We start from the raw sequence: 22,125 nt of genomic DNA, 5'->3' as shown, positions 1-22,125 counted from the left end.
ATGGCAAAAATTTTGGTTGCAGAGGATGAGGAAGTCCTGAGGATGCTTGTCGTGGACACGCTTGAGGATGAAGGGCACGATCTGGATGAAGCAGCAGACGGCGAGGAAGCAATCACAAGCATCATGGAGAATGACTATGATTTGATTCTGCTGGATTTCATGATGCCCATCTACACGGGCCTCGAAGTCATTGAGAAGGTCCGGGCCACCCCGGAGAAAAAAGATGTGAAAATCATGATGGTATCGGCGAAAAGCCAGCAAGCCGATCAAGAACGGGTATTGGCTGGCGGTGCTGACTATTTCATCGCCAAGCCATACAGCCCTATGGATCTAGTCAAGCGAATCGAGGACATCTTGAATGAAGAACATTAGGGAGTACTTTCAAACAAGCCTCCGAAATCAATTCATCGGGGTGATGACCAGCTTCATCCTCATCTTCCTGGCGGGTGCGGCGTGTTTGTTCCTATACAATCAATACATCACGAACGCGTACCAGGAACAAAGGAGCTTGCTTTCTGAGAAGGAAGATGCCGCCCAGCGTCTGGATCAAGGGTTCAATCAGGCATTTTTTGACGCCAGGGGCTACTTCCTATTCGGAAGAGAGGTATTCAAAGAAAGCGTCTACCGCCAAGAAATCGAAGTGGAGAATAGCATCGAAAAATTAAGAACGATTGCGACCGAGCCTGAGGAAGAACTCTTTATCAAGGATGTAGAAGAATTCTCATCTTATTATTTCAATCAGCTTGTGGCCAATGCAATCATCAATTTTGAAAACGGTGATGCAGAAGCAGTCAAGACAGCATCTGCAGACGGGGCGACCGCTACGATTGAAACCTTCCAGAGTCAGCTGAGGAACTACATCAATTCTATCGAAAAAGACAGAGACATAGCTTATGCAGAAGTGAAGCAGAAGGAGACCTTCAGCCAGGGGGCGTTCATCCTGTTCATCTTCCTGATGCTCCTGGTGCTGATGCGGATCATGAGGATGCTTGCGAAACAGATCGGATTACCTCTCAATCAGGTTGCTACGGCGGCTGAGAAAATCGCTGAAGATGAAACCTATCAGCGCTGGTCATTTGAAAACAATCGCAAAGATGAGATCGGGAAGGTGTCACGCGCGTTCGAAAAGATGATTCAGAGGATTCAATTGAAAGAAGAAGACCTTCTGGCTCATAACGAAGAGCTTGTCGCGCAGCAGGATGAGCTGGAATCACAGCAGTCGAAGCTAGAGCATCTCCTCAATGTAGCGAAAATACGCGAGCTCCAATTGGAACGGCGCAATGAATTCATCAACGGCATATCATACTCCCTGCATAAACAGGAAGTACTGGAAAGCATTGTGGAGTCCATGTGCGGAGTCATGGGTGCATCCCGCGGCATGGTCGTCCTCATGGATGAGCAGAAGTCCCACGCTGCATTCGGGATTTCAGAACAGGGTGCGGTGCAGTTCATAAACTACATGTATAACGGCCTGCATCAGCGCCTATTTGAAAAGAAAGAACCATTCTCCGCAAAGCGTGAGCTGGTGGATTCGGAAAAAGGATATCATGTTGAGACGATGTTCTCTTATGATCTATTCATTCCGGTCCTGTCCCCTGACAAAGAAGTGGAAGCCATCATGGTTTTCAGCCGCTTTGCAGAGGATTTCAGAACGGAAGAAGTAGAGGAATATAGAAGTCTTAGCAAGCAAATCTCGATATCCCTGCAGAAGATCCACCTTTTCGAAGAGACGGAAAAAGACCGCCATATGAATCAAGAAATCCTGAATAACATCCAGGAAGGGATTCAGCTGGTGGATAACACAGGGAACAGCCTGCTGATGAATACGAAATTGTCTAAAACCATCAAAGGCGAATTATGCGCGCTGCAGCAGGCTCCATATGAAGAGTGGAAGCAGGCCCTTTTAAGTCAGGTGGAAAATAAAAAAGCGCTCAACCGCTATTATGAGATGGTCATTGAGGAAGGGAAAACCGGCAGACACATCCATACGTACCACCTGGAGGAAGGCAGGACAGTCTATCAGGTTTACTCGGAATCCCTTTACCGGGGAGACGAGAAAGTCGGGACCATCTTCGTTCACAGGGATATCACAAAGGAATTCGAAGTGGATCAGATGAAATCGGAATTCGTCTCAACGGTCAGCCATGAGCTGCGCACGCCGCTGTCGAGCGTCCTCGGCTTCACTGAATTGATGCTGACCAAAGACTTAAAGCCGGAAAGAACGAAGAAGTATCTGACAACCATCTATCAGGAAGCGAAACGATTGACCTCGCTTATCAATGATTTTCTCGATGTTCAAAGGATGGAGGCGGGAAGGCAGACCTTCGACAAACGATACGAAGACATCGTCCCGATCATTCAAAATGTCATCAATACTCAGAAAGTCAATGCACCCCATCATACATTCACGATTGAAAAAGATACGGATTGTACGATGGTTCTCGGTGATAAAGACAAATTATCACAAGCATTTACGAACCTGATCAGCAATGCCATTAAATATTCCCCTGATGGAGGGAATATCACCGCACGCATCTATGAAAAACAAGATAAGGTGTTCATCAATATCATCGATGAAGGCCTCGGCATACCGGACGATGCATTTCCGAAGCTGTTCACGAAGTTTTATCGCGTAGATAATTCAGACCGAAGAAGGATCGGCGGAACAGGATTAGGCCTGACGATCGTGAAGGAAATCATTGAAAACCATGACGGCAGCATCAGGGTCGCCTCTGAAATCGGGAAAGGAAGCACATTCACAATCAGCCTCCCGATGGTGACACTGCAGACCTTCAAGGAGGAAGAGAGCAGTGGGGACGGCATGACGATCACTGTCATTGAAGATGATATCAACCTGGCTTCTTTACTGACTACTGAGCTTTCCGGCAGCGGATTCCAGGTGCAGCACAGCAAAACCGGGGAAAACGCCATTGAAAAGATCACAGCACACAAACCCGATGCGATCGTTCTGGATATCATGCTCGAAGGAAGCATGACAGGGTGGGATGTCCTTGAAACCCTTAAGGCAAATGAAGCGTTTTGCAACATTCCCATCATCATATCGTCCGCATTGGATGAAAAAGAAAAAGGAATCACACTAGGCGCAGTCGATTATCTCGTGAAACCCTATCATCCAAGTGAACTATCAAAAACCATCCTCCACCTGTTACTGAAACAAGGGAGGAATGGGGAAGTACTCATACCGTTTAAAAAAGAATAAAAATTGAAGACCATTTTTGAAGGCCCGTCCCAGAACGCGTTAACGTATCAACGCATCGAGGGACGGGGCCTTTGGTGTTTATGGAAGCCTCTTTTCGCATAGATTGTTGCTATTTTGACCATCCTTATAAGAGGTGATAAAATACTCAGATAATGCCTTTATTTGTCCTCATAGTTCAGATGATAACTGCAATTGTCATAAGCCAAAAACAGGAATGCTTTAATTTATATGATTGAAATTCCTTGTGAAAATCATCGAGAGTAGCTTCACCTCTACTAATTCTATGTTGATTAGTACAGGCCAAAGTTTTAATATTATTCTCCTTTAAAATTTGTAATGCATCTCTACTGGACGAATATGGGGAGAAATCTTTTGGATGTATAAAGTGTCCATTGCCATAGTTCCATCACGGTCAACAAAAACTGCTTCAATATTCATTGGTATGGTATTCCCCCTTTTATTACCATATTCAACTTTCCTGCCCGTTAGCTGAATAAGCCTCTCTTTATGTAATACCATAAAAAGTAAATTATTCCTTATTTTAATTAAAAGCAACAATCTTTACGAAAAGAGTCTTGTAAATTATTTAAAGCTGATGTAACTTCTGTGTAAAATCTTTGTAGGAAGCTATCGTTCCTTCTAATTTGCTTTTAAAATGCTAGTGAAAAGGGATAATGCCAAATTATTTCTTTATCACAGATAGTCATTAGGAGGAATCGTATGAGAAACGTCATGGCATTACTTACAGGTGTTTTGTTCATCAGTATGATATCAACGGCAGTAGTTGCGGAAGATAATCAGAATCTGGAAGGATCATTCAAAGAGCTTTCACGGAATACTGAATGGAAAAAAACAGATCGGATTGAGCTTCAATTCGATGCCTATCATCCTCAAGGAATGACAAAGGTCGGGGATACATACTATATGTCTTCTGTAGAAATCCTTGAAAAACCCGAGAAATATGAGACTCCTGAAAATGGATATGACCGGTCTGCCGGGAAAGGTATCGGCCACTTATTCATTTTCGATGAGCAGGGGAAATTATTGAAAGATATTAAGCTGGGCGAAGCTGATATGTATCACCCGGGCGGAATTGACTTTGATGGGGAAAATATTTGGGTCCCTGTTGCAGAATATCGTCCAGATAGTGAGTCGATTGTCTATAAAGTTGATACAGATACACTTGAAAGCAATGAAGCATTCCGTGTGAATGACCATATCGGCGGCGTCGTTCATGACGATAAAACGGGGAAAAATCTCGGTGTCAGCTGGGGATCCCGTGAATTCTATGAATGGGGAAAACAGGGTAAAGAGTTGAAGAAAGAAAAGAATGACAGCCACTTCATCGATTATCAAGACTGTGAGAATGCAGGCGGAGGGAAAATGATTTGCAGTGGTATTGCCGAATTGAACAATCCGGCATCCGAAACAGGAAAATACGAACTTGGCGGTTTGGCGCTGCTGGATATGAAAGACTTTTCTGTTGAACATGAAGTCCCTCTTGCTGAGTTTTCTTCCCAAGGGCATGTCATCACTCGTAATCCAGTCTTTTTAGAAGAATCTGATGGCAGGCTTCAACTTTTTGCTGTACCTGATGATGATGACGAAGCGTCGCTTGTCATTTATGAGACAGGTATAGATGAGGAATAAACAGGGTCATTCGCTATTGAGGAACCTCACTTAAACTAAAGACAAGTTCACCACATCATCATTCTGAAAAATGATCTCGTAGTTGCTGCGGGGTCATTTTTTTGTAAGGGATTTTCTCGTAACAAGTATTCGTTGTAGTAGACAGTCTAAATAGTCTACAGTATTAATACGAAAAGCAACAATCTATTAGAAAACAGCCTTATGAAAAAACCCCGACGGCATTAACCGTCGGGGCAGTTCTCTCAATAAGAGATTTATTTATTGTTCATTTCGTTGCGCGTGATGATGCGGTCGATCAAACCGTATTCTTTCGCGCGTTCTGCAGTCATGAAGTTGTCGCGGTCCGTATCTTTCGCGATGACTTCAAGAGGCTGGCCAGTGCGCTCGGAAAGGATTTGGTTCAGTTTTTCACGAAGGAATAGGATGCGCTTCGCAGCGATCTCGATTTCCGTCGCTTGACCTTGTGCTCCGCCAAGCGGTTGGTGAATCATCACTTCTGCATTTGGAAGGGCAAGACGTTTGCCTTCTGCACCTGCAGCAAGAAGGAATGCACCCATTGAAGCCGCCATACCGATACAGATAGTTTGGACATCAGGCTTGATGTACTGGATCGTATCATAAATTGCCATACCCGCCGTGATGCTTCCGCCAGGAGAGTTGATGTAAATGGAGATATCCTTCTCAGGGTTTTCAGACTCCAAGAAAAGAAGTTGTGCTACAATAGAGTTTGCCACATTATCATCGATGGCGCTTCCAAGCATGATGACACGGTCTTTCAACAGACGTGAATAGATGTCGTACGCACGCTCGCCGCGGTTTGTTTGTTCGATAACTGTAGGAATTAAGTTCATCCTTCGTTCCTCCTTAAAATACACTTTTTTATTTTTAATTAATACATATTCACTTTGTACTGTAATCATACACTGTTGGTCAATAAAGGTCAAACCTGACGCACCAGTGATTCTTACACTATGTAATCCTTTCTACATCATACCCATCCATTCCTTTTTTAAACAGAGAAAACGTATTGCAATCCTGAAAAAAGTAACTTATAATATACTTTCGTACGATAGTTTTCCAAAATCCTATACATGCCCTCGTGGTGCAACGGATAGCACGTAAGATTCCGGTTCTTAAAATGGGGGTTCGATTCCCTCCGAGGGCGTACGATAAAGCGTCTCAATCCCATATATGGGATTGAGACGCTTTTTTATGTACAGATATCATAGTAAACAAAGATTTTGTTTAAAATAAGCATTTTCATTGAATGGTTAACCCTCTATCATAGTGTATAAGTCTTCAAAATATAGATTCAATCAGGAAGATGTTCTTTTTGAATATAAATATCAATGAGGAGTGGTGTGAAACATGGAGTTTGAGTTTGTCGAAAAATTGACCAATGATCAGATTCAATGCCTGCATCAGTTATTTCAAACGGAATGGTGGACAGCAGGCCGTGAGTTAGACGATATCAAAGTCATGGTAGAAAATTCAGATGTGATCCTGGGAATCTGCCAACCAGATACGAATGAACTTATTGCTTTTGCAAGGGTCCTTACAGACTATACATACAAAGCATTGATCCTTGACGTTGTCGTGAAAAGAGAACATAGAGGTAAACAATTGGGAAAAATATTGTTTGATAGAGTGGTTGAACATCCTTCGTTAAAAGGGGTAAAACATATTGAACTTTATTGTAAACCAGAGATGCTCCCATTTTACCAACGCTGGGGATTTTCTACGGAATTGGGAGAACTGCAATTTATGCGGATGACAAAGGGGTCTTAGTCCCCTGGCAGTATGCAACGCATAATAGGAAGATGTGTTTGAGAATGCAGATAATAAAGACTTCAATATATCTTTCTACTAATCTTGCAGACAACTAAACATCTTTCCTACTCCAGCCTCATAAAATGAAGGGAAAGAAACCGTTACCAAACAATTCCCATTAACGAAACCCCCATTTTCATGTAAAATGAAGGGAGGAGGTAAAAGGTATGAATTTGAACACAGGATTATGGCAAAAACAACAAATCAAGCTTCAAATGACACAGCAGCTTTCTCAAGCCATCACCATCCTCCAATATTCCACGTTGGAACTGAATGCTTTCCTTGAATCGAAAGCGTTGGAGAATCCCCTCATACAATTAGAAGACCCCGTAATGGACAAACCCGATCGAGGAGAGTCTTACCAATATAAACGTAAAGATGCGATAGATTTCACAGAGTTTCTATCAGTCTCGAAGAAAACGCTTGAGGAACATCTTTTTCTTCAGCTAGATTTGAAATCGCTTTCTAATGATGACATGAAAATCATGAAAGACTTGTTTTACAGCTTGGATGAAAATGGATATTTGCGAATCGAGTCTTCAGAATTCCTTTCCCGGAACAATCTGCAAATGTCTCAACTCCAACACTATATAGGCAAGCTGCAGGAATTAGAACCTGCCGGAATTGGAGCGTGCTCACTGCAGGAGTGCATTTCCCTCCAATTAAGACGCAAGGATTCGACGGAATTGGCTCTGACGATCGTGGAGGAGCATTTCGAGGATTTTGCCGCGAAAAAGTGGAAGGGAATCGCGAAAGAATTGAATGTTGGACTGAATGACATCCAGAAGGCAGCCGATCTCATTCAGCAGTGCAATCCGCGTCCGGGCGCCATTTACAGCGATGGACCGTCTCATTATATCGTCCCTGAATTAGTGGTCAAGGTGTTGGACGATAAGGAAGTGAAGGTCTCACTATTTGATGGGACGACGGTGAAAGTGATCTATAATGACGAATATAAGGATTTCCTTGAGCACCATCCCGATAAGGAAGTCGGGAGCTATCTCAAGGGGAAAGAACAGGAATTCCAGTGGCTGCTTCAAAGCTTGCAGCAGCGCAAGCAGACGATTTTAAAAGTAGGCAAATTGATTGTAGAGAAGCAGAGTGCTTTTTTCCTTCAAGGCCCATCCGGCCTGCAGCCGCTTACGTTAAAAGAAGTCGCCGAAGAAGCTGGTGTCCATGAATCGACGATCAGCCGTGCCGTTAAGGGAAAATATATGCAAACCCCTTTTGGCATATTTGAAATGAAGTACTTCTTCAGTGCTGCCATCAAATCGGTTCATTCTGAAGATAGCGGCGCAGCATCCTCCACGACGATCAAGAATGAAATCCAGCGCCTCGTCGACGAAGAAGATAAGAAGAAACCGTTATCGGATCAGAAAATCGTCAATATGTTAATTGACAAAGGATATGATGTTTCACGCAGGACCATTGCCAAATACCGGGATCAGCTCGGGATTTCATCTTCTACGATGAGGAAGCGGTATGAGTAGAGTGGAGTAACCGTGGTTCCCTAGAGGTTAGGGGCGGTTTGTGGACAATGTCAGTGGAATGCGGACGAAAAGTTGAAAATACGGACAATTTTTCTCGAATACCGACAAAAAAGAGAATTTACCAACAATTTCAATCCGGATACCGACAATTTTACAACATCCGACAAATTTCGTCGGTGTGGTCACAAGCCCAAACCATTTCCGCCAGACCGGCATATATAGTATTATCAGTTGTACCTGGTACAAACACCCTGAATTGTACCTGGTACAATGAATCCCATTCGTACCAGGTACAGCCAACTCGAATTGTACCAGGTAAACCAAACTCAAACCGTACCAGGTCCAATGCACCAATCGGTACCAGTACATCAAACCCAAAATGGACCAGGTGCACTAAACCAGATACACCAAACAAACACCAAACTCAATCTACCAATAAACACACCCACAACGGAGGACAACCCAATGAACCCTGTCATCTTCTACACAAGAAACCAATGCCACCTCTGCACCGACGCCAAGATCAACTTGAAACTGGTCCAGGACGATTTGAAATTCGAGATCATTGAAAAGGATATCGAGGAAAGCGATGAGTTGACAGAGCGTTTCGGTTTGATGATCCCGGTGGTGGAATACGAGGGAGAGATCATCCAATACGGGCAAATTGACTATTTTACACTTAGCAAGCGTTTACATGAAAAAACTCGGTAGTTTCTAGTTGAATTACGATTTCCATACTGATAGAATGAACGTTGAAAGCAGGGATGAATTTTTTTTGGAGGTAGTGGGACATAATATGTCTATGTGGGACTTTTTTAGTCCAACAACGTAATTCCGCAATGTGACAGGCAGTGTTTAAAGGCCCTATGCGTGTGGAACTACATTATTGAGACGTAGTCACTCACTTCCATGTAAGGAGCTTTTACCGATGGAATCCATTATTGATATACAAAAGCGATTATTACCAGACCTGCTTGAAGTTATGCAAAAGAGGCACCAGATTCTCCGTTCGATTCAATTCTTACAGCCGGTCGGCCGCAGGAGTCTCGCGCAGAACCTCGGACTGACGGAACGGGTGCTGAGAAGTGAAGTGGAATTCCTGAAGAATCAGGATCTCATCTCTATCAAGACGTCCGGAATGATCATGACCGAAGACGGCATGAAGCTGCTGGACAGAATCGAGGACATGATGAGAGAGATTTCGGGAATCAATGAAATGGAGAAAAAGTTACAGTCTTTACTCAATCTTAATGAAATTGTCATCGTTCCTGGGAATAGTGATGAGTCTCCTTGGGTAAAAGAAGAATTGGGGCGTGCATCAGCTTTAAGTATGAAACAGCGCCTTGAGGGGAATAATATCATCGCTGTGACTGGCGGTTCGACCATGGCGGCTGTAGCAGAAATGCTGACACCCGACTTTTCCGGATCAGATACCTTGTTTGTTCCTGCACGGGGCGGAATCGGGGAAGATGTGAAGAACCAGGCCAACACGATCTGCGCGAAGATGGCAGAGCATACAGGGAAGCGCCACCGCGTTTTGTATGTTCCCGATCAGGTTAGTAAGGAAGTTTACAAGTCCTTTTTAAAGGAACCGATGATCAAAGAGGTCTTAAATTTAATTCAATCAGCTAACATGGTTCTTCATGGTATTGGAGATGCTATTACAATGGCAGAAAGACGGAAGACGTCAACGGCTGATTTTAAAAAGATTACAGCTGGCCGCGCTGTCGGTGAAGCATTCGGCTATTATTTCAATGAGTCGGGTGAAGTGGTACATAAAGTGCCGACGATTGGACTCCAGCTTGAAGACCTGAAAGACATCAAACATGTATTTGCCGTTGCAGGCGGCAGCTCGAAGGCGAAAGCGATTCGGGCATATTTAAAGAGTGCTCCCTCTTCAACGATCTTGATCACCGATGAAGGAGCAGCGAGAGAGCTTTTAAAAGGCTGAAGCCTTTTGAAATATAAAAAATCATCCTTACAATCACTAAAGGAGGAAAAAGTATTATGGCAACTAAAATTGGTATTAACGGATTTGGACGTATCGGACGTAACGTATTCCGTGCAGCACTTACAAACGACAACGTAGAGGTAGTGGCAGTAAACGACTTAACAGATGCAAACATGCTAGCTCACCTTTTACAATATGATACAGTTCACGGAACTCTTCAAGAGAAAGTAACTGTTGACGGTGACACTCTTGTTATCGGCGATAAAAAGGTAAAAGTACTTGCTGAGCGCGACCCTGCTCAACTTGGCTGGGGAGACCTTGGTGTAGAAGTGGTAGTAGAATCTACAGGCCGTTTCACTAAGCGTGCTGACGCTGCGAAACACCTTGAAGCTGGTGCGAAGAAAGTCATCATTTCTGCACCTGCATCTGACGAAGATATCACAATCGTTATGGGTGTTAACGAAGACAAGTACGATGCAGAGAACCACAACGTAATCTCTAACGCATCTTGTACAACAAACTGCTTGGCGCCATTCGCGAAAGTTCTTAACGACAAGTTCGGAATCAAGCGTGGAATGATGACAACAATTCACTCTTACACAAACGATCAGCAAATCCTTGATTTGCCACATAAAGATTACCGTCGTGCTCGTGCGGCAGCTGAAAACATCATCCCTACAACTACGGGTGCTGCAAAAGCTGTATCACTAGTACTTCCTGAACTAAAAGGTAAATTGAACGGTGGAGCAGTACGTGTTCCAACTCCAAACGTTTCTCTAGTTGACCTTGTTGCTGAACTAGACAAGAACGTAACAGCTGAAGAAGTGAACGCGGCATTCAAAGAAGCTGCTGAAGGTGATCTTAAAGGAGTTCTTGCTTACAGCGAAGAGCCTTTAGTATCAACTGACTACAACGGAAGCCCGGCTTCTTCAACAATCGATGCATTATCTACAATGGTAATGGAAGACAGCATGGTAAAAGTTATCTCTTGGTATGACAACGAGAGTGGATACTCTAACCGTGTAGTTGACCTTGTTGATTACATCGCTTCTAAAGGTCTTTAATCCGTCATTTAAGTAAATTGACATTATCAGCAGGGTGAGGATGGATAAATTTTGTCCCACCATCTATAATGGAAAGGGATGAAGGGGAGCGGGGAAGATTCCCCACTCCCCTTTTCTCATTGCTATTACTGAAATTTCTTTTCAATTTGAAAAGAAACACTAAAGGAGGCCTTTTACGATGAATAAGAAATCAATCAAAGATGTTGATGTAAAAGGGAAACGCGTATTTTGCCGAGTGGACTTCAACGTACCGATGTCAGAAGGCAAAATCACTGATGAAACCCGTATCCAAGCTGCACTTCCAACAATCAAGTATTTAGTAGAAGGCGGCGCAAAAGTCATCCTGGCGAGTCATTTGGGGCGTCCTAAGGGTGAAGTGGTAGAAGAACTTCGCTTGACTCCGGTAGCAGAAAGACTTTCCGAGTTACTTGGTAAAAACGTTGCGAAAGCAGACGAAGCGTATGGAGAAAACGTACAAGCCAAAATCAGCGAAATGGCTGACGGTGATGTACTTGTTCTTGAAAACGTTCGTTTTTATGCAGGTGAAACGAAAAATGACCCTGAACTAGCGAAAGAATTCGCGGCACTTGCAGACCTTTATGTGAACGATGCATTCGGTGCAGCTCACCGTGCGCATGCTTCAACTGAAGGAGTTGCAAAGCACCTTCCGGCTGTTGCGGGACTTTTAATGGAGAAAGAGCTTGAAGTATTAGGCAAAGCTTTGTCCACTCCGGAGCGTCCTTTCACGGCGATCATCGGTGGAGCGAAAGTAAAAGATAAAATCGGTGTCATTGACAACCTATTAGATAAAGTGGATAACCTGATCATCGGAGGCGGACTTGCTTACACATTCGTAAAAGCAAAAGGCCACGAGGTTGGAAAATCCCTTTTAGAAGAAGATAAAATCGATCTTGCGAAGCAATTCATGAAAAAAGCTGAAGAAAAAGGCGTTAACTTCCTTATGCCTGTCGATGTAGTCGTTGCTGATGACTTCTCAAACGACGCAAATACGAAAGAAGTAGATATCGATTCTATTCCATCTGATTGGGAAGCACTTGATATCGGTCCTAAGACAAGGGAATTATTCCAAGCGACAATCAAGGATAGTAAGCTTGTCATCTGGAACGGACCTATGGGTGTATTCGAATTGGACACATTTGCAAACGGAACGAAAGCCGTAGCTGAGGCGTTGTCCGATGCGACAGATACATATTCTGTCATCGGCGGCGGAGACTCTGCAGCAGCTGTCGAGAAATTCGGCTATGCTGATAAGATGAGTCATATTTCTACAGGCGGAGGCGCATCACTTGAGTTCATGGAAGGTAAAGAACTTCCAGGTGTTGTGGCTCTAAACGACAAGTAATTCAGTATTTAAATATGATAGCTAAGAAAGGATGAGCAGTATGCGTAAGCCGATCATTGCGGGTAACTGGAAAATGCACAAGACTGCATCAGAAGCAAAGTCTTTTACAGAAGAAGTAAAAGGATTGGTTCCTGACACAGACAAGGTTGACTCTGTCATCTGTGCGCCAGCCCTATTTTTAGAAAACCTGGTTGAACAGACAAAAGAAAGCAAAGTGGCAATCGGGGCACAAAACATGCACTTCGAAGAAAGTGGAGCTTTCACTGGCGAAGTAAGTCCGGTAGCACTTGCTGACATGGGTGTGGAATATGTGATCATCGGCCACTCCGAGCGACGTGAGATGTTCAATGAGACGGATGATTCTGTCAACAAGAAGACGCTCGCTGCATTCAAACACAACCTAACTCCGATCGTGTGTGTCGGTGAAACATTGGAACAGCGTGAAAACAACGAAACAAAAGATCTAGTAGGAGCTCAAGTGAAACAAGCACTTACAGGCCTTACTGAAGATCAAGTGAAGCAAACCGTCATTGCTTATGAACCAATCTGGGCAATCGGTACAGGTAAATCTTCGACTGCAGAAGATGCCAACGAAGTCTGCGCTCACATCCGTCAAGTTGTGGCAAGTGAATTCTCACAAACTGCTGCAGACGCTGTACGTGTTCAATACGGCGGAAGTGTAAAACCGAACAACATCAAAGAATACATGGCTCAATCTGATATCGATGGTGCTCTGGTAGGCGGCGCAAGCTTGGAACCTCAATCGTTCCTGCAACTACTGGAGGCAGGTTCCCATGAGTAAATCACCAACAGCTTTAATCATCTTAGATGGCTTTGCATGCCGTAACACAAAAGAAGGGAACGCTGTTGCACAGGCGAACAAGCCGAACTTTGACCGCCTTTGGAACAAGTACCCTCATAACCAACTGATAGCGAGCGGTGAAGCGGTAGGGCTGCCTGAAGGACAAATGGGCAACTCCGAAGTGGGCCACTTGAATATCGGTGCCGGCCGTATCGTGTACCAAAGCCTGACGCGTGTGAACCTGGCGATCCGCGAAGGTGAATTCGAAGCGAACACAACCTTCCTCGACGCCATCAATCATGCAAAGGAAAAAGGTACGAATCTTCATATTTTCGGACTGCTGTCCGATGGCGGGGTACACAGTCATATCGAACACCTTTATGCCCTTCTGGGTCTCGCAGCCAAAGAAGGTATGAAGGATGTCTATGTCCACGCTTTCCTTGACGGTCGAGACGTTGGCCCTCAAACAGCGAAGCAGTATATCGAAAACGCTGAAGCGAAAATGAAGGAAATTGGCGTAGGTCAATTTGCGACAATTTCAGGCCGCTACTATTCAATGGACCGCGATAAGCGCTGGGAGCGTGTGGAGAAATCCTATCGTGCCATGGTATATGGAGAAGGCCCAAGCTATCAAGATCCAATTGAACTTGTAAACGATTCTTACGAAAATGGAATCTATGATGAGTTCGTGATTCCATCGGTTATCACCAAAGAAAATGGAGAGCCGGTTGCGACGATCAAGGACGAAGATGCTGTCATCTTCTATAACTTCCGTCCGGACCGTGCCATCCAGATCTCGAATACATTCGCCAATGCTGATTTCCGTTCATTCGAACGCGGCGACAAATTCCCGAAAGACCTTCACTTTGTGTGCCTGACAAAATTCAGTGAAACGGTTGACGGCTTCGTGGCATTCAAACCGACGAACCTGGATAATACACTTGGTGAAGTACTTTCACAAAATGGCTTGAAGCAGCTCCGTATTGCCGAAACGGAAAAATATCCTCACGTCACGTTCTTCATGAGCGGCGGTCGTGAGAATGAATTCCCAGGGGAAAAGCGGATCCTGATCGATTCTCCTAAAGTGGCAACATATGACCTGCAGCCGGAGATGAGTGCCTACGAAGTAACAGACGCACTGCTCGCGGAGATCGAAGCAGACAAGCAGGATGCCATCATCCTGAACTTTGCAAACCCTGACATGGTCGGCCACTCAGGAATGCTAGAACCGACGATCAAAGCTGTCGAAACAGTCGATGAGTGCCTTGGCAAGATCATCGACCTGATCGAGAAAAAAGGCGGAACCGCCATCATCACAGCCGATCACGGAAACGCTGATGAAGTCCTCACAGAAGAAGGCAAGCCAATGACCGCCCACACAACGAACCCGGTTCCAGTCATCGTGACAAAAGAAGGAATCGAACTGCGTGACGGCGGAATCCTTGGAGATCTTGCTCCAACGATGCTTGATCTGTTAAATGTGGATCAGCCGAAGGAAATGACGGGGAAATCATTGATTAAAAAGTAAGTTCGCAAGACTTATACAAAACTTTGTAAGGGTTATTGGGTTAATACCCAGAGTTGATTGGAGCGGAAGGCACTCGACTCCAGCGGGATATGCGGGACAGGTGAGACCTGCTCACCGCCCGCCCCGCGGAAAGCGAGTGCCTGCAGCGGAAATCAACGGCCCTTTTTAGAAGAGTATGATAAAAAACCTAACTATAAAGGAGAGTTATTTTTATGCCATTCATTACAGACGTATACGCTCGTGAAGTACTAGATTCACGCGGTAACCCAACAATCGAAGTAGAAGTTTACACTCAATCAGGCGCTTTCGGACGCGCACTTGTTCCATCCGGTGCATCTACTGGTGAATACGAAGCAGTAGAACTTCGCGACGGTGACAAAGGCCGCTACCTTGGTAAAGGTGTAGAGAAAGCTGTCGATAACGTAAACAACGAAATCGCTGAAGAAATCATCGGTTTTGACGTAACTGAGCAAGTGGCGATCGACCAAGCGATGATCGCGCTTGACGGTACAGAAAACAAAGGTAAACTAGGTGCGAACGCAATCCTTGGTGTATCCATGGCTGTTGCACGTGCAGCTGCTGACTTCTTCGGAGTGGAATTATACCAATACCTTGGTGGATTCAACTCCAAGCAGCTTCCAGTTCCAATGATGAACATCGTTAACGGTGGAGAGCACGCTGATAACAACGTTGATATCCAGGAATTCATGATCATGCCTGTAGGAGCTCCTACTTTCAAAGAAGGACTTCGCATGGGTGCTGAAATCTTCCACAGCCTGAAATCAGTTCTTAAGTCTAAAGGCTATAACACAGCTGTAGGTGACGAAGGCGGATTCGCTCCTAACCTTAAGTCAAACGAAGAAGCACTTTCTACAATCATTGAAGCAATCGAAAAAGCAGGCTACAAGCCAGGCGAAGAAATCCTTCTTGCAATGGACGTAGCGGCTTCTGAAATCTACAACAAAGATGACGGTAAATACCACCTTTCTGGTGAAGGCGTTGTTCGTACTTCAGCTGAAATGGTTGACTGGTATGCTGAAATGTGCGACAAATACCCAATCATCTCTATCGAAGATGGTCTTGACGAGAACGATTGGGAAGGTCACAAGCTTCTGACTGACCGCATCGGTGACAAAGTTCAGCTAGTTGGTGACGACCTATTCGTTACAAACACAAACAAACTTTCTCAAGGTATCGAACAAGGCGTTGGTAACTCAATCCTTATCAAGGTTAACCAAATCGGTACACTGACTGAAACATTCGACGCGATCGAAATGGCGAAGCGCGCAGGCTACACTGCAGTCATCTCTCACCGTTCTGGTGAAACAGAAGACAGCACAATCGCTGACATCGCAGTTGCTACAAACGCTGGTCAAATCAAGACAGGTGCTCCTTCTCGTACAGACCGCGTAGCGAAATACAACCAATTGCTTCGCATCGAAGACCAATTGGCACACACTGCACAATACCTTGGTGTGAACACATTTTATAACGTTAAGCGCTAATTGAAGTAGCGATAGAGAGCAGCCCCGTTTGGTGACGGGGCTGTTTTTTTGGTGTTTAGGTGTCGTGTGGCATCTGCTGCCGGACTGAACGCTCGGTCGGCGAGGGCGAGAGACTTATCAGCGGCAGAATATGTAGTTTTTTATCGGAATGCATTCGTTTTCCCTGTTTTTTATTAAAAATAGACAAATTAGTCTTTTAAAAAAGCTGCCAAGAGGCAAAACAGCGTTGGTATATAGATGGAATCTACTTCGAGAAGGGGTTTTCATGCCACATTTTCAACTTTACGTTCCACTTTTTAAAAATACGTTCCAGTTTTCTGAAATACGTGCAACTTTTCATTTTTATGAGCCACTTAGAATCATTCTAATCTGCCGGAACAGTACAGTACACAAATGATTAAGACCTTAATTTGTCTGTTTTGGCTGTCTTGGTTCCATTTTAAAAAGTGATTCATCCTGGCCCGGAAAAAAGTACAATTCTCCCCAAATCCAACACTTTCCACAATTATGCGAATATTGCCTTGTCCGGACCATGTCCCTATGGTAAACTAATAATGTTGTAATGTTCGTATCAGGAGGTGGGACTCATGCACGCTTTATTAGTCACTTTACTTATCATTGATTCAATCGCACTTATCGCTATTGTTTTACTTCAATCAGGTAAGAGTGCTGGACTTTCAGGGGCCATCTCTGGTGGTGCAGAACAGCTTTTCGGTAAACAGAAGGCACGTGGTATCGATTTGGTACTACACAGAATAACAATTGTGTTGTCTGTTTTATTCTTTGTTCTAACAACTGCAATCGTAGCTATATAATACAAAACCTGATCTTTCAAAGGGTCAGGTTTTTTTATTTTTTGTGCAATGGATATTTCTTGATCCCCACAGGAATTTAAAGCGAAATATTGGATTATAACCACCATCTTTGCTAAAAATAAAGAGTAAACCATTTAAACGATCGTTTAACACGACGAGCCTTTACGCACCAAGGGTTTGACAATCTTAATCAAACGTTTGTTTAAAAAATATAATCAAAATCCCATTACATAAACAATCTATTTAAACAACCGTTTAAACTGTTTAAGCCCGATACATCAATCTTTCACAGTCTTAATCAAACGTTTGTTTAAATTCAAGAAAAGGAGTTCATATATATGAAGACCGTTTTACCAAAACCATTTACATTTGAAGCCGGCCCGAGAGCCGTTCTTCTGCTGCACGGATTTACAGGAAACTCGGCAGATGTAAGAATGCTCGGCCGCTACCTCGAGAAGAAAGGCTACTCGTCACATGCCCCTCATTACAAAGGACATGGAGTTCCGCCTGAAGAATTGGTCCACACAGGCCCTGAAGACTGGTGGCAGGATGTGATGGAAGGATACCAGCATCTGAAGGATAAAGGGTACGAAGAAATTGCGGTGGCAGGACTGTCATTAGGTGGGGTATTTTCCTTGAAATTAGGTTACACTGTACCTGTAAAGGGTATTGTACCGATGTGCGCGCCTATGTATATAAAAAGTGAAGAAGTCATGTATAAAGGGGTCGTTGAATACGCCCGCGAATTTAAAAAATTTGAAGGAAAAAAGGAAGATCAAATTGAAAAAGAAATAGAAGAGTTCAAGAAAACGCCTATGAACACATTGAAAGCTCTTCAAGAATTGATTGCGGATGTACGTGAAAATGTCGACATGATCTACTCACCGACGTATGTCGTGCAGGCAAGAAACGATCACATGATTAATACAGATTCAGCGAATATCATCTATGACAATGTTGAATCTGACATGAAGGACCTGAAATGGTACGAAGAGTCAGGTCATGTGATCACACTGGATAAGGAAAAAGAACAGCTTCATGAAGATGTGTACAATTTCTTGGAAAAATTAGATTGGACTGTTTAATGAATAGTAAGAGCAGGAGGGATTGTCATGGACGAAAATATTAAAGAGCATGTGGATAAACTCCTTTCCTACATGAAAGAAGAGGCTTATAAACCGCTGACGGTACAGGAGCTTGAGGAAGCCTTCGGGATCGAAGGCTCGACCAACTTCAAGGACTTCGTAAAGGCACTCGTCGTCATGGAGGAAAAAGGGCTTGTGGTACGCACACGCAGCAACAGGTACGGCTTGCCGGAAAAAATGAATCTAGTAAGAGGAAAGGTATCCGCCCATGCCAAAGGGTTTGCTTTCGTCATACCTGAGGAATCAGGTCTGGATGATATCTTCATCCCTCCGAATGAAACGAATAATGCGATGCACGGGGACATCGTGCTTGTCCGTGTGTCATCCAACACATCCGGCTCGAGACGTGAAGGAACGATCGTCAGGATTGTTGAACGCGGAGTCGATCAGATTGTAGGGACTTTCACTCAAAGCAAACATTTCGGATTTGTGATCCCTGATGATAAAAAATTTGCAAGTGACATCTTCATCCCTAAGTCGGCCCAAAAGGGAGCGATCGAAGGACATAAAGTCGTTGTGAAATTAACGTCATATCCTGAAGGACGCAAGAGTGCAGAAGGGGAAGTTGTCGAAATCCTCGGTCATAAAAATGATCCCGGTGTCGATATCCTGTCGATCATCCATAAGCATGGTATCACAGTCGATTTTCCTGAAGAAGTGATGGAGCAGGCGAATAACGTCCCGGACACAATCGATGAATCCGAGCTTCCGAATAGAAGGGACCTTCGTGACCAGACCATCGTGACGATTGACGGAGCGGATGCGAAGGACCTGGATGATGCGGTTACGGTGACAAAGCTCGACAACGGCAATTACAAGCTGGGAGTACATATCGCCGACGTTACCTACTATGTAAAAGAAAGCTCCCCGATCGATCAGGAAGCGTTTGATCGAGGAACGAGTGTGTACCTTGTCGACCGCGTAATCCCGATGATTCCGCATCGCTTGTCGAACGGGATCTGTTCACTGAATCCGCAGGTGGATCGCCTGACACTTTCATGTGATATGGAGATCTCTCCTGAAGGGGATGTCGTGAAACACGAAATCTTCCAGAGCGTGATCAAGACGAATGAACGGATGACCTATTCTGATGTAAATAAGATACTTATCGATAAAGATGAAGAGCTTCGCAAGCGTTACGAGCCATTGGTGCCGATGTTCGAGCAGATGGAAGACCTTGCTCAGATCCTGCGAACAAAGCGGATGAAGCGCGGAGCCATTGACTTTGACTTTAAAGAGGCCAAAGTCCTTGTCGATGATGAAGGGGAACCGACGGATGTCGTTCTCCGTGAACGCTCGGTTGCAGAAAAACTGATCGAAGAATTCATGCTTGTTGCCAATGAAACGGTCGCGGAACATTTTCACTGGATGGAAGTGCCGTTCATTTACCGTATCCACGAAGACCCGAAAGAAGACAAACTGCAGCGCTTCTTCGAGTTCATCACGAACTTCGGCTTGATTGTAAAAGGGACTGCCAATTCGGTGCATCCGCGTGCCCTTCAGGAAATCATTGAGGATGTGCAGGGCAAATCGGAGGAAATGGTCGTTTCCACGATGATGCTTCGCTCGATGCAGCAGGCAAAATATGACCCTGAAAGTTTGGGTCACTTCGGACTGGCGACAGAGTTCTACACACACTTTACGTCCCCGATCCGTCGTTATCCTGACTTGATCGTTCACCGCCTGATCAGAACGTACCTGATAGAAGGCAAGCTCGATCAAGCGACACGCGACAAATGGGGATCGCAAATGGGCAATATCGCACAGCATACTTCCAGCCGTGAACGCCGTGCCGTAGACGCTGAGCGAGAAACGGATGAACTGAAAAAAGCAGAATACATGGAAGACAAGGTCGGGGAAGAGTACGATGGTATCATCTCCTCTGTCACGAATTTCGGTATGTTTGTCGAATTGCCGAACACGATCGAAGGACTTGTCCATGTCAGCTACATGACAGATGATTACTACCGCTTTGATGAGCGCCATCTTGCCATGATCGGTGAGCGGACAGGAAACGTCTTCCGCATCGGTGACGAAATCACGATCCGCGTTGTCAGCGTCAACAAAGACGAACGCGCCATCGACTTCGAAATCGTCGGCATGAAAAATAACCGCAGGGAACGTCCATCGGAATCCCGCACCTTCCGCTCAGACAGCGGAAAAGGAAAATCCCCGACACGTAAAAAAGACGACGGAGAATGGTCGACACGACCGCCAAAAAACAACAAAAAGAAAAAGAAAAACAAAAAACACTACGAAAACGCCCCACGCAGCAAACGTAAAAAGAAAAAGTAGGATTTTTGTTTGATGGGTTTAATTCTTTTTATATTGAAGGGAAAGGATATTAGCTGGTTCCAGCTTTTGATTGGAGTGCAAGACGAAGACTCCTGCGGGAGAAGCGCGTTAGGTGAGACCCCGCAGGAGCGCATCGACGAGGAGGCTCACCAACCGCCCGCGGAAAGCGAAGTCTTGCACGGAAATCAAAAGCGGTATCAAGAACCGAATATATATAACATGTGAGCAAAGCTAATCCTTTGCTCCTTTCCTTTTCATACAAATCTTCATCAAAATATGAGATAATAATAAGCACGACAGAAAGAGAAAAGAGGGGATCACATGCCAAAGGGAGAAGGCAAACTCATTGCCCAAAACAAAAAAGCACGCCATGACTATACAATAGAAGAAACATATGAAGCGGGCTTAGTATTGCAAGGAACAGAAATCAAAGCCATTCGTGCCGGACGCGTCAACCTGAAAGACTCATTCGCACGAATCAGAAACGGTGAAGTGTTTGTTCACAACATGCACATCAGTCCATATGAGCAGGGAAATCGTTATAACCATGAGCCGCTAAGAACACGTAAACTTCTTCTTCATCGCAAGCAAATCAACAAATTAATCGGTGAATCCAAAGAAGCAGGTTATTCAATTGTACCGCTTAAGCTTTATATCAAAAATGGTGTAGCAAAACTATTAATCGGTCTTGCGCGAGGTAAGAAGAAGTATGATAAACGCGAAGATCTAAAGCGTAAAGAAGCGAATCGATCCATCCAAAGAGAATTGGCGCACAGACAAAAAGGAATGTAAGTGTACTGATTTCCGGAATCTTACAATTGCATTCTTCTGCAGATTTGTTATAATAATAAATGTCGCGAGGTAATTAAGCGGCTGTAAGAACAATTGAATAAGTGACCAGATTGAACTTATTCTTCCCGTTCTTCCCTTTCTAATATGGGGACGTTACGGATTCGACAGGGATAGTTCGAGCTTGGGTTGCGAGCCGTAGGGATCGTCTACGTTAAAACGTCAAAGCCAATAATAACTGGCAAAACTAACAATAACCTAGCTTTAGCTGCGTAATAGCGCTTTAGCTGTTCCTCCCTCCATCGCCTATGTGGTAGGGTAAGGGACTCACTCTTAGTAGGCTACGCCGGAGTCCACCGTCTGAGGACAAAGGAAGAGATTAATCAGACTAGCTGCACGGACGCCCGTCGATAGGCAGAAGCTGCAGTGAACTTGTGAATATATCGACTACGCTCGTAGACGCTTAAGTGGCGATGTTTCTGGACGTGGGTTCGATTAGTGAATAGTCGCCTTGTGTGGTAACACATAAGTGAAAATTTGGCTTTATCGGTGAAACCTAAGTCACACACATAGTGTGATAAGGCAATGCCGAGCGGTATGTGGAGCAATCCAACAGCCGTGTATCGACTTATAGGCTGCCAACATGGCAGTACTAGGATGCGGGATCCTATCTGAACT

17 protein-coding genes, 1 tRNA gene and 1 other RNA gene are annotated in these 22,125 nt (G+C 44.5%); 18 read left to right on the top strand and 1 reads right to left on the bottom strand.

Annotated features, from left to right (window positions below):
• The 3 genes from ACUXV2_RS16760 to ACUXV2_RS16750 all read left to right on the top strand — a co-directional run bounded on the left by ACUXV2_RS16760 (position 1) and on the right by ACUXV2_RS16750 (position 4,870).
• Entirely contained in the window at positions 1-372 is a 372-nt protein-coding gene (locus tag ACUXV2_RS16760; protein ID WP_446244287.1) for a response regulator transcription factor, read from the top strand.
• Positions 359-3,220: an ATP-binding protein gene (locus ACUXV2_RS16755; protein ID WP_446244286.1), complete on the top strand. Its 2,862-nt coding sequence runs from the start codon at positions 359-361 to the stop codon at positions 3,218-3,220. The genes ACUXV2_RS16760 and ACUXV2_RS16755 overlap by 14 nt, the downstream gene beginning before the upstream one ends.
• A gap of 720 nt (positions 3,221-3,940) precedes the next feature.
• Positions 3,941-4,870, top strand: a complete 930-nt coding sequence (locus ACUXV2_RS16750) for a DUF6454 family protein (RefSeq protein ID WP_446244285.1) — start codon at positions 3,941-3,943, stop codon at positions 4,868-4,870.
• Positions 4,871-5,124: 254 nt separating this feature from the next.
• On the opposite strand, the gene clpP is transcribed toward ACUXV2_RS16750, so the two are convergent.
• Positions 5,125-5,721: an ATP-dependent Clp endopeptidase proteolytic subunit ClpP gene (clpP, locus tag ACUXV2_RS16745; RefSeq protein WP_446244284.1), complete on the bottom strand. Its 597-nt coding sequence runs from the start codon at positions 5,719-5,721 to the stop codon at positions 5,125-5,127.
• Positions 5,722-5,963: 242 nt separating this feature from the next.
• Between clpP and ACUXV2_RS16740 the strand changes: the two genes are divergently transcribed.
• The 15 genes from ACUXV2_RS16740 (at position 5,964) to ssrA (ending at position 21,945) form a co-directional block, all read left to right on the top strand.
• Positions 5,964-6,035, top strand: a tRNA-Arg gene (locus ACUXV2_RS16740).
• Between the two features lie 203 nt (positions 6,036-6,238).
• Positions 6,239-6,658 carry a GNAT family N-acetyltransferase gene (locus ACUXV2_RS16735; protein ID WP_446244283.1) on the top strand — a complete coding sequence of 140 codons (420 nt, stop codon included), beginning with the start codon at positions 6,239-6,241 and terminating at the stop codon, positions 6,656-6,658.
• Positions 6,659-6,867: 209 nt separating this feature from the next.
• Positions 6,868-8,190, top strand: a complete 1,323-nt coding sequence (gene rpoN, locus ACUXV2_RS16730) for an RNA polymerase factor sigma-54 (RefSeq protein WP_446244282.1) — start codon at positions 6,868-6,870, stop codon at positions 8,188-8,190.
• Positions 8,191-8,655: 465 nt separating this feature from the next.
• Positions 8,656-8,901, top strand: coding sequence for a glutaredoxin family protein (locus ACUXV2_RS16725; protein ID WP_446244281.1), 246 nt, complete (start codon positions 8,656-8,658; stop codon positions 8,899-8,901).
• A 217-nt stretch (positions 8,902-9,118) separates the two neighbouring features.
• Complete coding sequence (locus tag ACUXV2_RS16720; protein WP_446244280.1) at positions 9,119-10,141, top strand: sugar-binding transcriptional regulator; 1,023 nt, start codon at positions 9,119-9,121, stop codon at positions 10,139-10,141.
• A gap of 56 nt (positions 10,142-10,197) precedes the next feature.
• Positions 10,198-11,205, top strand: a complete 1,008-nt coding sequence (gene gap, locus ACUXV2_RS16715) for a type I glyceraldehyde-3-phosphate dehydrogenase (RefSeq protein WP_446244279.1) — start codon at positions 10,198-10,200, stop codon at positions 11,203-11,205.
• A gap of 178 nt (positions 11,206-11,383) precedes the next feature.
• The gene (locus ACUXV2_RS16710) at positions 11,384-12,568 is read left to right on the top strand and encodes a phosphoglycerate kinase (RefSeq protein WP_446244278.1); all 1,185 of its coding nucleotides are present in this window, start codon (positions 11,384-11,386) and stop codon (positions 12,566-12,568) included.
• Positions 12,569-12,608: 40 nt separating this feature from the next.
• Complete coding sequence (gene tpiA, locus ACUXV2_RS16705) at positions 12,609-13,370, top strand: triose-phosphate isomerase (protein ID WP_446244277.1); 762 nt, start codon at positions 12,609-12,611, stop codon at positions 13,368-13,370.
• A complete protein-coding gene (gpmI, locus tag ACUXV2_RS16700) occupies positions 13,363-14,898 on the top strand; it encodes a 2,3-bisphosphoglycerate-independent phosphoglycerate mutase (protein WP_446244275.1) in 1,536 nt (511 codons plus the stop codon). Before tpiA ends, gpmI begins: the two co-directional genes overlap by 8 nt.
• 212 nt (positions 14,899-15,110) lie before the next feature.
• Entirely contained in the window at positions 15,111-16,403 is a 1,293-nt protein-coding gene (gene eno, locus ACUXV2_RS16695) for a phosphopyruvate hydratase (RefSeq protein ID WP_446244274.1), read from the top strand.
• Positions 16,404-16,990: 587 nt separating this feature from the next.
• Positions 16,991-17,218: a preprotein translocase subunit SecG gene (gene secG / locus ACUXV2_RS16690; protein ID WP_175990338.1), complete on the top strand. Its 228-nt coding sequence runs from the start codon at positions 16,991-16,993 to the stop codon at positions 17,216-17,218.
• Positions 17,219-17,556: 338 nt separating this feature from the next.
• Positions 17,557-18,303: an alpha/beta hydrolase gene (locus tag ACUXV2_RS16685; RefSeq protein ID WP_446244273.1), complete on the top strand. Its 747-nt coding sequence runs from the start codon at positions 17,557-17,559 to the stop codon at positions 18,301-18,303.
• Positions 18,304-18,330: 27 nt separating this feature from the next.
• Positions 18,331-20,658: a ribonuclease R gene (gene rnr / locus ACUXV2_RS16680; RefSeq protein ID WP_446244272.1), complete on the top strand. Its 2,328-nt coding sequence runs from the start codon at positions 18,331-18,333 to the stop codon at positions 20,656-20,658.
• A 321-nt stretch (positions 20,659-20,979) separates the two neighbouring features.
• Positions 20,980-21,450 carry an SsrA-binding protein SmpB gene (smpB, locus tag ACUXV2_RS16675; protein ID WP_446244271.1) on the top strand — a complete coding sequence of 157 codons (471 nt, stop codon included), beginning with the start codon at positions 20,980-20,982 and terminating at the stop codon, positions 21,448-21,450.
• Between the two features lie 154 nt (positions 21,451-21,604).
• Positions 21,605-21,945, top strand: a transfer-messenger RNA (tmRNA) gene (ssrA, locus tag ACUXV2_RS16670).
• The last annotated feature ends 180 nt before the right edge of the window (positions 21,946-22,125 follow it).

It is taken from the genome of Rossellomorea sp. NS-SX7 (assembly GCF_052828565.1).
The sequence above is the reverse complement of the archived record's forward strand: the minus strand, read 5'-3'. Positions and strand labels throughout refer to the sequence as shown.